Annotated in this window: 15 protein-coding genes; 10 read left to right on the plus strand and 5 right to left on the minus strand. The window is 69.3% G+C overall.

Annotation, left to right across the window (positions count from 1 at the left end; all coding sequences use genetic code 11):
* Positions 1 to 458: histidine phosphotransferase family protein (locus ACMUOO_RS14755; protein WP_301919954.1), on the minus strand; the 458-nt coding region annotated here is incomplete at its 3' end.
* Positions 459 to 486: 28 nt separating this feature from the next.
* On the opposite strand from ACMUOO_RS14755, the gene ACMUOO_RS14760 reads away from it, so the two are divergent.
* The 3 genes from ACMUOO_RS14760 to ACMUOO_RS14770 all read left to right on the plus strand — a co-directional run bounded on the left by ACMUOO_RS14760 (position 487) and on the right by ACMUOO_RS14770 (position 2,424).
* Positions 487 to 666: a DUF3553 domain-containing protein gene (locus ACMUOO_RS14760; RefSeq protein ID WP_301919955.1), complete on the plus strand. Its 180-nt coding sequence runs from the start codon at positions 487 to 489 to the stop codon at positions 664 to 666.
* Between the two features lie 136 nt (positions 667 to 802).
* Positions 803 to 1,588 carry a GNAT family N-acetyltransferase gene (locus tag ACMUOO_RS14765; protein ID WP_301919956.1) on the plus strand — a complete coding sequence of 262 codons (786 nt, stop codon included), beginning with the start codon at positions 803 to 805 and terminating at the stop codon, positions 1,586 to 1,588.
* Entirely contained in the window at positions 1,585 to 2,424 is an 840-nt protein-coding gene (locus tag ACMUOO_RS14770) for a lysophospholipid acyltransferase family protein (protein ID WP_301919957.1), read from the plus strand. Before ACMUOO_RS14765 ends, ACMUOO_RS14770 begins: the two co-directional genes overlap by 4 nt.
* A gap of 3 nt (positions 2,425 to 2,427) precedes the next feature.
* Here the strand turns inward: ACMUOO_RS14770 and ACMUOO_RS14775 are convergent, their stop codons facing one another.
* Complete coding sequence (locus tag ACMUOO_RS14775; RefSeq protein ID WP_301919958.1) at positions 2,428 to 3,048, minus strand: thiamine phosphate synthase; 621 nt, start codon at positions 3,046 to 3,048, stop codon at positions 2,428 to 2,430.
* 154 nt (positions 3,049 to 3,202) lie between these two features.
* Here ACMUOO_RS14775 and ACMUOO_RS14780 point away from each other — a divergent pair, with 154 nt between their 5' ends.
* The 3 genes from ACMUOO_RS14780 to ACMUOO_RS14790 all read left to right on the plus strand — a co-directional run bounded on the left by ACMUOO_RS14780 (position 3,203) and on the right by ACMUOO_RS14790 (position 6,676).
* Positions 3,203 to 3,976, plus strand: coding sequence for an RNA methyltransferase (locus tag ACMUOO_RS14780; RefSeq protein WP_301919959.1), 774 nt, complete (start codon positions 3,203 to 3,205; stop codon positions 3,974 to 3,976).
* Between the two features lie 64 nt (positions 3,977 to 4,040).
* Positions 4,041 to 5,192: a heme A synthase gene (ctaA, locus tag ACMUOO_RS14785; protein WP_301919960.1), complete on the plus strand. Its 1,152-nt coding sequence runs from the start codon at positions 4,041 to 4,043 to the stop codon at positions 5,190 to 5,192.
* Positions 5,192 to 6,676 (plus strand): carboxypeptidase M32, encoded by a 1,485-nt coding sequence (locus ACMUOO_RS14790; protein WP_301919961.1) that lies wholly within the window; start codon positions 5,192 to 5,194, stop codon positions 6,674 to 6,676. Before ctaA ends, ACMUOO_RS14790 begins: the two co-directional genes overlap by 1 nt.
* Before the next feature lie 24 nt (positions 6,677 to 6,700).
* Here ACMUOO_RS14790 and ACMUOO_RS14795 read toward each other — a convergent pair whose 3' ends face one another.
* Positions 6,701 to 7,486, minus strand: coding sequence for an enoyl-CoA hydratase (locus ACMUOO_RS14795; RefSeq protein WP_301919962.1), 786 nt, complete (start codon positions 7,484 to 7,486; stop codon positions 6,701 to 6,703).
* Positions 7,487 to 7,541: 55 nt separating this feature from the next.
* Between ACMUOO_RS14795 and ACMUOO_RS14800 the strand changes: the two genes are divergently transcribed.
* The 4 genes from ACMUOO_RS14800 (at position 7,542) to ACMUOO_RS14815 (ending at position 9,597) form a co-directional block, all read left to right on the plus strand.
* Complete coding sequence (locus ACMUOO_RS14800; RefSeq protein WP_301919963.1) at positions 7,542 to 7,964, plus strand: PaaI family thioesterase; 423 nt, start codon at positions 7,542 to 7,544, stop codon at positions 7,962 to 7,964.
* A 210-nt stretch (positions 7,965 to 8,174) separates the two neighbouring features.
* Complete coding sequence (gene rplM / locus ACMUOO_RS14805) at positions 8,175 to 8,639, plus strand: 50S ribosomal protein L13 (protein ID WP_301919964.1); 465 nt, start codon at positions 8,175 to 8,177, stop codon at positions 8,637 to 8,639.
* Position 8,640: 1 nt separating this feature from the next.
* A complete protein-coding gene (rpsI, locus tag ACMUOO_RS14810) occupies positions 8,641 to 9,144 on the plus strand; it encodes a 30S ribosomal protein S9 (protein ID WP_301919965.1) in 504 nt (167 codons plus the stop codon).
* A gap of 198 nt (positions 9,145 to 9,342) precedes the next feature.
* Positions 9,343 to 9,597: a hypothetical protein gene (locus ACMUOO_RS14815; protein WP_301919966.1), complete on the plus strand. Its 255-nt coding sequence runs from the start codon at positions 9,343 to 9,345 to the stop codon at positions 9,595 to 9,597.
* 6 nt (positions 9,598 to 9,603) lie between these two features.
* On the opposite strand, the gene ACMUOO_RS14820 is transcribed toward ACMUOO_RS14815, so the two are convergent.
* Positions 9,604 to 10,416, minus strand: coding sequence for a PhzF family phenazine biosynthesis protein (locus ACMUOO_RS14820; RefSeq protein WP_301919967.1), 813 nt, complete (start codon positions 10,414 to 10,416; stop codon positions 9,604 to 9,606).
* Between the two features lie 81 nt (positions 10,417 to 10,497).
* Entirely contained in the window at positions 10,498 to 10,716 is a 219-nt protein-coding gene (locus ACMUOO_RS14825; protein ID WP_301919968.1) for a DUF1127 domain-containing protein, read from the minus strand.
* Between the last annotated feature and the right edge of the window lie 54 nt (positions 10,717 to 10,770).

Below are 10,770 nucleotides of genomic sequence, written 5' to 3' on the forward strand. Positions count from 1 at the left end.
CAGAGCGGCGGATCGACCTTCAGCCGCGGCGCCTCCGCCCCGATCTGCCAGCGACCGCCATCCGCGCTGACGCGAATCCGGCCGCCGAAGGGGAGCGCGCTTTCGAGGCACTGGATCGCGAGGAAGGCCAGCTTCACCTCGGTGCGGGCGGCGTCTCCGGCGAGATCCCAGTCGATCTTGAGCCGGCCGCCCCGCGTCATGTCGTCAAGAATCGACCGAACCTCGGCCCGCGCCACGCCCTGGCCCGGTGCTGCCGCGCCGAACGAGATGCGGAAGAAGCGGATGCGGGCATTGGCATTCGTCACGCTTTCCGAAATCAGCGCGAGTTCCGGGCCCGGACCGTTGCCCGACATCATCAGCAACTCGACCCCGTTGCCGATCGCGCCGAGCGGGCTGATAAGGTCGTGGCAGATGCGCGAGCCGACGAGGGCGATGAGGTCGGGCGGCTCAACGGGCATCGGCGGCCTGCAACTTGGAGGAAAGCCCGTGAACGAGATCCTGGAGCCCGGCATGCTGGTGCGTCATCCCGGATGCCCCGACTGGGGGCTCGGCCAGGTGCAGTCACGCATCGGCTGGCGGATCACGGTGAATTTCGAACATGCCGGCAAGGTGGTCATCGACGGCGAACGGGTGGCGCTTCGGCTGGTCATCGGGCCCGAGGATTGACTTCAGGATGTGCCCGGCACGCTAGCACAGCTTTGGGTAGTGTCAACGCGGGCCGCAGGTCCCATTCGGTTGCAAATTCCGGGGCCTCCGCCTAAAACGCGCGGGCATTCCGAACGACGCGGGTGTGGCAGCGACGATGACCCTCGATACCACGCAGTTCCAGGTGCGCCTGGCCGTTTCGGAATCCGACCTTCTCGCGGCCGAGCGGTTGCGCTTCCGGGTCTTTGTCGAGGAACTGGGCGGCGACGGGCCGCTGGTCGATCACGCGGCGCGGTTCGAGCGGGATGAGTTCGACCCGGTGATGGATCATCTCATCCTCGTCGATACCAGCCGCGACGCGGCGGCGCTCGACCATGTGGTCGGGGTCTATCGCCTCCTGCGAAGCGACCGGGCGGCGGCCTTCGGGCGGTTCTATTGCGACAGCGAATACGACCTCGGCCCCCTGCGCGCCTCGGGTCGCCGGCTTCTGGAACTCGGCCGGTCCTGCGTCGACGCGGGCTACCGGGGCGGCATGGCGATGTTCCTGCTCTGGAATGCGCTTGCGGACTATGTGCTTGACCACGGGGTCGAGGTGCTCTTCGGGGTGGCGAGTTTCCATGGCACGGACGTGGAGACGCTGAAGCTGCCGCTTTCGTGGCTTCATCACCACCACCTGGCGCCAGAGGCGATCCGGGTGCGGGCGCTGCCCGCGCACTACCAGCGAATGGACCTCATCCCGGCGGAGGCGCTCGACCGTCGGGCGGCGATGGTGGCGATGCCGGCGCTGATCAAGGCCTATCTCAGGCTTGGCGGCTTTGTCGGCGAGGGCGCCTTCATCGACCGTGCGTTCAACACGACGGACGTCTGCCTCCTGATGGACACGGCGGCGATGAGCGAGCGGCACAAGGGGTTCTACACCCGCAAGCACGAGCCCAGGGCGTGACGACCTGGCGGGCGGAGGAGCCGGCCGACAGGGTGCGGATCGGTGTCTTCGGGTTCGTGATGGCGGCGCTGCGCGGGACCGTCTTCGGGGCGGTGACCTATGGCGGGCTCGTTCTTCTCCTTCTCCTGCGGCTGATCGAGCGCCCGATGTTCGGCCCGGACCGGCCACTGACGCCGCATGTCACCCGCACGGTTTGCCGGCTGGCCTTTCCGATCCTCGGGATCCGCTACCGTGTGCGGGGAACGCCGATGCGCCATCGCGGCGCCGTCGTATCGAACCACGTCTCCTGGCTCGACATCTTCGCGCTGAACGCCTGCCAGACGATCTATTTCGTCGCCAAGGCCGAGGTCGCCCGCTGGGCCTTCATCGGCTGGCTCGCACGGGCGACCGGGACGGTCTTCATCGCTCGCGATCCGAAGGAGGCTAAGGCCCAGCAGGCCGTCTTCGAGGCACGCCTGCGCGCGGGGCACAAGCTGATGTTCTTCCCCGAAGGCACTTCGACCGACGGCCTGCGGGTGATGCCCTTCAAGTCCACGCTCTTTGCCGCCTTCTACACCCACGGACTGGACGAGATCATGCAGATCCAGCCGGTCAGCCTGATCTACCGCGCACCGGAAGGCCGGGGCGCGCGGTTCTACGGCTGGTGGGGTGACATGAACTTCGCCAGCCATCTCGTTAAGGTGCTTGCACAATTCCGGCAGGGCTCGGTCGAGGTCGTATTCCACGATCCGGTCGCCGTCGATGCCTTCGCCTCGCGCAAGGAGCTTGCCCGATCGTGCGAGGAGAGTGTGCGGAAGGGGTTGAGCGCGGGCCTCGACCCGCGGTACCCGGGCTGAGGTTCAGCCAAGCGGCGCGAGGAGGGCGCGCAGGGCGGCAAGCGGGTCCTCGGCCCCCCAGATTTCCGGCCCGATGCCGAGGAAGTCGGCGACGGGGGCAAGCTCGGCCACGAGCGCCGCGGTGAGGCCGCCTTCGGCGACAACGGGCACCTCGATCATCTCGGACCACCACGCGAAGAGATCGCGGTCGGCCCGCGCGGCCCCGCCCAGAAGCGTCTCGCCCACCGGCCCGAAGGCGACGTAGTCGGCCCCGGCCTCGCCCGCGTTCATCCCCTCGTGCCGCGTCACGCCGCAGAAGGCGCCGACGATTGCGTCCGCGCCGAGTGCCTTGCGCGCCTCCCGCACGGTCCGCGCCCCGTCGGTGAGATGGACCCCGTCGAGCCCGTGCCGCTCTGCGACCAGCAGGTGTGTCTCCACCACGATCGCCACGTCGCGTTCGTGGGCGATGGCGCGCAAGCCATCGGCCGCGCGCCCGATCCGGTCGGCGTCCGCCGTGGCGAGGCCGAAGCGGAGGCAGGCGACGTCCACCCCGTCGAGCACCCGCGCGAGACGGTCGGGGAAGACCTCGAGGTCGAGGTCGGGCGGGGCGACAAGATAGATCTGCGGGCGGTCTTGGGCGGCCATGCAAGGCTCCGGGTCGGCGTTGACCGGCCCGGAGTAGCGCAGTTTCGCCGGCTTGGCTACGGCCCCCGCGGAGCCGCCGCGCGCCCGCCGCACTCCCCGCCGCACTCCCGCCACGCGGCTTGTCGACGCGCGCGCGAGCGCGTATCAGGCCGCGATGCTGATCGATGCGCCCGCCAACCCGCCCGCCAACCCGCCCGTGCCCCAGCCCGCCTTCATCCTCGTCCGTCCGCAGATGGGCGAGAACATCGGCGCGGCGGCGCGGGCGATGCTGAACTTCGGGCTCACCCACATGCGGATGGTGGACCCCCGCGACGGCTGGCCGAATCCGCGCGCGGTCGCGATGGCGTCCGGCGCGGCGGGGCGGGTGCTCGACCATGCCGGTGTCTTTGCGACCCTGCCCGAGGCGGTGGCCGACTGTGCCTATGTCTTCGCCACGACGGCACGGGGGCGCGACCTCACGAAGCCGGTGATGACGCCGGAACGGGCGATGGAACACGCCCGCGCCCTCTCCGCCGCGGGGCAGAAGGTCGCCGTGCTCTTCGGCCCCGAGCGCGCGGGTCTGGAGAACGAGGACGTGGCGCGGGCCAACGCGATCATCTCGGTGCCGGTGAACCCGGAGTTCCCCTCGCTCAACCTCGCGCAGGCGGTGCTGCTCTGTGCCTACGAATGGGGCCGGCAGGGGACAGCGGCCGCGCCCGAGGTGCTGGCGCTCGCCGGGACGGAGCTGGCGACGGCGATCGAGGTCGAGAAACTCGGCGACCACTTCGAGGAACGGCTGGAGGCGGCGGGGTTCTTCTTTCCCGAATCGAAGGCCGAGGGCATGAAGCTCAACCTCCGCAATCTCTGGAGCCGGATGCCGCTGACGCGCGCGGATGTGCAGACCTTGCACGGGATGCTGCGGCAGATCCTGCGCCGGCGCGACGGGTAGGGGCGCCGCCCTTGCGGCTTTCCCGGCGCCGGCCTAGTGTCCGCGCGCTGAAACGGAGGCGGCGATGGCAGGCAAGCGCAGCATCTTCGAGGAGGTGGGCGAGGGGGCGAAGGCCCCGGAGCCGCCGGCCGGCGGCATGATCGACGCGGGCCGCGGCGGCGCGCGGGGCGGGTTGCGGGTCTGGCTCGCCATTCTCTTCGCGCTCGTCGTGGCGATGATCGCGGTCGGCGGGCTGACGCGGCTGACCGACAGCGGACTCTCGATCACCGAATGGCGCCCGGTGACCGGCGCGCTGCCGCCGATGAACGCGGCCGACTGGCAGGCGGAATACGCGAAGTATCAGGCGAGCCCCGAGTTCCAGCTGCAGAATCACCAGATGGATCTTGCGGAGTTCAAGACGATCTACTGGTGGGAATGGGGTCACCGGCAACTCGGCCGCGTCATCGGCCTCGTCTGGGCTGTCGGCTTCGCCCTCTTCGGGGCGACCCGCCGCATTCCGCGCGGATGGACCGGGCGGCTTGCCCTGCTGGGCGCGCTCGGCGCGCTGCAGGGGGCAATCGGCTGGTGGATGGTGGCTTCGGGGCTGACCGGCCGGATGGTCGATGTCGCCTCCTACCGGCTGGCCACGCATCTCGGCCTTGCCTTCGTGATCCTCGGCCTCATCGCCTGGTTCATGCTCTCGCTCGCGCGGACCGAGCCTGCGCTTCTGCAGGCGCGGCGGCTGCGCGAGGCGCGGCTCTTCTCGCTTGCCACCGGCCTGATGCATCTGGCCTTCCTGCAGATTCTACTCGGCGCCCTCGTCGCCGGAATCGACGCGGGCCGGGCCTTCCCGACCTGGCCGCTGATGGGCGACAGCTTCCTGCCGGCCGACGCCTTCTACCTGCCCGAGGGCGGGCCGGCGGTGCTGGCCTTCTTCGAGAACCCCGGCCTCGTGCAGTTCATGCACCGGATGGCGGGCTATCTCCTCCTGGCATTCGCTGTCCTGGCCTGGGCGAAGGGGCAGCGGTCGGCGCATCCGGCGACGCGCGCCGCTTTCGCCTGGATGGCGACTGCGGTCTTCGCTCAGGTCGTGCTCGGCATCGTCACCGTGCTCCACGCCGCGCCCCTGGCGCTCGGGCTGCTCCATCAGATCGGCGCGGTCGCCGTCTGGGTCGTCATCCTGAGGGCGCGGCACAGGGCCCAGTATCCCATAGTTCAGTCCATCCGGGGGGCATGATGAGCGCGTTCCAGGACCTCATGGCCTTCCAGCGCGAGACAGAGGCGCTGGCGCAGATCGCCGGCCGGCTCGGCTGGGACCAGGAGACGGTGATGCCTTCCGGCGCGGCCCACCAGCGCGGCGAGGAGATGGCGGCGATCGAGGGCGTCCTGCATGCCCGCCGCACCGATCCCCGCGTGGGCGAATGGCTGTCGCGGGCCGAGGCGCCGGATGCGGCCGGGACGCGGGCGCTCGCGCTCATCGCGCGCACCTACGGGCGCAATGCGGCGGTTCCGGGCTCGCTCGCGTCCGAGACCGCGCGGGTGACGAGCGTCGCCCAGGGCATCTGGGCCGAGGCGCGGGCGCGGAACGATGTGGCCCACTTCCTGCCGACGCTCGAACGGGTGGTGGCGCTGGTGCACGAGAAGGGCCAGGCGCTGGCGGCGGCGGGCTATGGCGGGGGCGACCCCTACGACGCGCTTCTGGACGACTACGAGCCCGAGGCGACGGCCGCGGGCATCGCCGCGATCTTCGACCGGATGCGGCCGCGCCTCGTGGCGCTGCGCGAACGGATTCTCGGCGCGGACGGTCACCCCACGCCGCTCGCCGGGCATTTCGCCGAGGCGCGGCAACTGGGGCTGGCCCGCGACCTCGCCACCGCCTTCGGCTATGATTGGAACCGCGGCCGGCTCGACCTCGCGGTGCACCCGTTCTCCTCCGGGTCGGGCAACGACGTGCGAATCACCACGCGGGTCGTGGAGGCAGAGCCCTTCAACTGCGTCTATTCGACGATCCACGAGGTCGGCCATGCCGCCTACGAGCAGGCCATCGACCAGACATACCTGATGACGCCGCTGGGCGCCGGCGTGTCGATGGGCGTTCACGAAAGCCAGAGCCGGATCTACGAGAACCAGCTCGGCCGCAGCCGTGCCTTCACCCGCTGGCTCCACGGCCAGATGCACGCCATCTTCGGCGATTTCGGCGTATCGTCTGCCGAGGACTTCTACCGCACCGTGAACCGCGTGCAGTCCGGCTTCATCCGCACCGAGGCGGACGAGGTGCATTACAACCTCCACATCATGATGCGCTTCGACCTCGAGCGCGCGCTCTTTTCGGGCGGACTCGCGGTGGCGGACCTGGAGGATGCCTGGAACACCCGCTTTGCCAGCGACTTCGGCATCGCGGTGGACAAGCCCGCCCACGGGATGCTGCAGGACGTGCATTGGTCGGTCGGGCTCTTCGGCTACTTCCCGACCTACGCGCTCGGCAATGTCTACGCGGGCTGCCTGCACAGGGCGCTCCGCGCCGACCTGCCCGGGCTCGACGAAAGCCTCGCGCAGGGCGACGCCTTGCCGGCGACGGAGTGGCTGCGCGAGAAGGTGCAGCGTTACGGCGGGCTCCACACGCCGGCTGAGGTGATCGCCCGTTCGACCGGTGCGGCGCCCACGGAGGGGCCGCTTCTCGACTATCTCGAGGCGAAGTTCGGCGCGATCTACGGGCTCTGACCGGCGCAGCGGGCAGGGGGCGCCTCAGCCCCAGTCGGGCTTGCGCTTGTCGAGAAAGGCGGCAATCCCCTCCTCGGTGTCGCGCCAGAGCATGTTTTCCACCATCACCTGCGCGGCATGGTCATAGGCGGCCGCGCGCGTCATCTCGATCTGGTCGTAGAAAGCACGCTTGCCGATCTTCACGGCGGCGGTGAGCTTGGCGGCGAGCGTGTCGGCAAGCGCGCGGGTTTCGGCCGCGAGCACCTGCGCCGGCACGACCCGGTTCACGAGCCCGACCTCGGCGGCGCGGGCGGCGTCGATGAAGGCGCCGGTCGTCAGCATCTCGAAGGCGACCTTGCGGGGGACGTTGCGGCTGAGCGCGACCATGGGGGTTGAGCAGAAAAGGCCGATGTTCACCCCGTTAACGCCGAAGCGGGTGCCTTCGGCGGCGACCGCGAGGTCGCAGGAGGCGACGAGCTGGCAGCCCGCCGCGGTCGCGATGCCGTGGACCTCGGCGATGACCGGCTGGGGCAGGGAGGGGATCATCTGCATGACCTCGGCGCAGCGGGCGAAGAGATCGGCGAAATAGGCGCGGCCCCGGTCGGGGGCGGCGCGGCCGGCCTGCATCTCCTTCAGGTCGTGACCGGCGCAGAAGGCGCGCCCCGCCCCCCTCAGGATCACGACGCGGGCATCGCGGTCTTCCGCGAGCCGGGCGAACGCCGCCTTCAGCGCGGCGAGCATCGCGTCTGAGAGCGCGTTGAGGCTTGCCGGGGCGTTCATAGTGAGCGTGGCGACGCCACCCTCGTCGGCACGCAGCATGAGATCGGTCATCTTGCCATTCCCTCCCTTTGCGGGAACCTTACGGGCAGGGAAGCGGAGACGGAAGATGCAGCTGGTGATGACCGAGGCGGACCTTGCCGCCTTCCTCGTGCGGGAGTTTCCCCAGGTCGCGGAGGATTTCGCGCTTGAGCGGCTGACCGCGGAGGGGATCGTGATGCGGCTCCGCGTCGCCGAGCGGCACCTGCGGCCCGGTGGCACCGTCTCGGGGCCGAACATCTTCGCGCTGGCCGATGTCGCGGTCTACCTCGCGCTTCTGGCGCGGATCGGGCCGGTGGCGCTCGCCGTCACGACGAACGCGGGCATCGACTTCCTGCGCAAGCCCGAGGCGGGGCGCGACCTGATCGGCGAGGCGCGGCTTCTCAAGCTCGGCAGGGTTCTGGCGGTGGGCGAGGTCCTGGTGCGCAGCGACGGGCGGCCGGAGCCCGTGGCGCGCGCGAACCTGACCTATTCGATCCCGCCGGCGCGCTGACGCGGCCCGGCAGGGGCGGAATCGGCCGCCGAGTGCCCGGAAAATTGAGGTATTATGATACCTATTTTGCAAGTCATTGAAAAAATTGACGTATTATTCTCCATAGACACTTGACGGAAACGCGCGAATGCAGGAAAAGCCCGCATCCGAATTCGGGGGGCGCGCGCACATGGCGTGCCTCCGAACGCTTCCGAACCCGAAGGGCCAGAGATGAAGACCTATACCGCGAAGCCGGCGGAGATCGAGAAGAAGTGGATCCTGATCGACGCCGAGGGCGTCGTTCTCGGCCGCCTCGCCACGATCGTCGCCAACCGCCTGCGTGGCAAGCACAAGCCGACCTTCACGCCGCACATGGACATGGGCGACAACGTGATCGTCATCAACGCCGACAAGGTGCAGATGACCGGCAACAAGCGTGCCGACAAGCGCTACTACTGGCACACCGGCCACCCCGGCGGCATCAAGTTCCGCACCGCCGAGCAGGTGCTCGATGGCGCCCATCCGGAGCGCGTGGTGATGAAGGCGGTGGAGCGGATGATCACCCGCAACAAGCTGGGCCGCCAGCAGATGACCCATCTGCGCGTCTATGCCGGTGCCGAGCATCCGCACGAGGCGCAGTCGCCCGAAGTCCTCGACGTGAAGTCGATGAACCCGAAGAACACGCGGAGCGCATGAGATGGCCGACGAAATCAAATCCCTCGACGATCTGAAGTCGGTCGTCGCCGGCAGCGCCGCCGCGGTCGAAGCGGAAGCACCCCGCGAGCCGCAGCGAGACAAGTTCGGCCGCTCCTATGCCACCGGCAAGCGCAAGGACGCGGTTGCCCGCGTCTGGATCAAGCCGGGCTCGGGCAAGTTCCTCATCCGCAACAACAAGGGCGAGTTCATCGACTATTCGAAGTACTTCGCCCGTCCGGTGCTGCAGATGATCCTGCGCCAGCCGTTCCAGGTCGCCAATGTCGAGGGCCAGTTCGACGTGATGGCCACCGTTGCTGGCGGCGGGCTTTCGGGCCAGGCCGGGGCGGTCAAGCACGGAATCAGCCGCGCGCTGCAACTCTATGAACCGAGCCTCCGTCCGGCGCTGAAGGCCGCGGGCTTCCTCACCCGCGACAGCCGCGTGGTCGAGCGGAAGAAGTACGGCAAGGCCAAGGCCCGCCGGTCCTTCCAGTTCTCCAAGCGCTGATCTCGCGCCCCTTCCGGGGCCGACCGCAAGATATGGGGCGCGTCCTGCCGGGCGCGCCCTTTTTCGTGGAAAGCGCGCGGAATCAATCTGTTGCGCCCGGGACTCGCTCACGCGGATTTGTGCGCACACCGGATTGACCGGGGACAAGCTCCGGGTTCATGGTCCGCGCATTGAGGCAGAAAAAACCAGAGCAGCAAAATGCCCCCCAAAACCTTTCACAGCTCCCGCGGGGGCTTCGATATCCTTGGCCTGCGCAAGGCCGCGTCCGGCAGCATCGAGATCGTCTATGACGATGGCGTCGCCCGCCGGTTGGTCTGGCGCGTCCGCACGCCGGCGGCCGATCACACGATCGGCGAGGTGCTGCGCTATGCCGTGGACCAGACCCGCGTCCTTCCGGCGCTCTATTCCGAACTGAAGCGGCGGGCGATCGCGATCGAGGCCGTCGCGGCCTGATCCCGGTCAGGCGCCGAGGCGCAGTTCGGCGCGGAAGTAGGTGACCGCGCCGCCGGTCAGTTCGACGCCCGCATCCGTCACGCGGCAGGCCACGCGCCCGCCGCGGGGCGAGGCCTGAAACCCCACAAGCTCGGCCCGGCCGAGCCGTTCCGCCCAGTAGGGCGCGAGCGTGGCATGGGCCGACCCGGTCACCGGGTCCTCGTCGATTCCCGCGGCGGGGGCGAAATAGCGCGAGACGAAATCCACCGCCGCGCCGTCCGGCCCGACCCCTCCCGGCGCGGTGATGCCAAGGCCCATCCGAGTCACGGCCGCGATCGCCGGCGCTTCGGGGCGGTAGCCCGCGACGGCCTCGGGGTCCGGCAGTTCCACGAAGACGTTCTCGAACGTGCGGAAGGCGGCGACGTGGCCGGCGGGAAAGAGCGCCGCGAACTCTGCGGGAAGCGTCATCGCCTCGGCCTCGATCCGCGGGCTCGTCAGCGTGTAGCGCCCGGTCCCGGCGCGCCGGACGACGAGCGCGCCGACCTTCCGGGTCGCGAAGCGGAAGCTCTCGCCAAGGCCGAGTTCGGCCGCCATCACATGGGCCGAGGCAAGCGTGGCATGTCCACAGAAGGCGACCTCCTGCACGGGCGTGAACCAGCGGATCGCCCAGTCTTCGCCCGCGGGCGTGACAAAGGCGGTCTCGGCGAGGTTGTTCTCGGCCGCGATCGCCTGCATCAGCCCGTCATCGAGCGGCGTTCCGGTCACGAGGACGGCGGCCGGGTTGCCCGCGAAGAGCCTGTCGGTGAAGGCGTCGGCCTGATACATCGTGATCGTGGCCATCTGCATCCTCCGTCAAAAAAACGGCCGGGCAGCGCCCGGCCGAGGAAAAAGGGTCCGTCGGGGATGTTCGGGACCCTGAACTCAGCGCCAGAACGGCTGCGCCGCTTCGGCTTCGGCCGTGGGCGCGTCAAGCCCGGCATCGCGCAGAAGCCGGTCGTCCAGCCGCGCGAGCGCGATCCGGCTGCGGCGGCGTCCGGACCATTGCTGCAGCACACGCGCCGCGCGCGTCCACACGGTCAGGCTGCCGTGGGATGCCGGCAGGCCGAACGGGGTGGGGGCGGAGGCCGCGAGGCGGGTCATGATGCACCTTTGTATTGATACAAAATCGTTGATCCTGTATTGAGTTAATACAAT

It is taken from the genome of Albidovulum sp. (assembly GCF_041919395.1).
GTDB lineage: Bacteria > Pseudomonadota > Alphaproteobacteria > Rhodobacterales > Rhodobacteraceae > Albidovulum.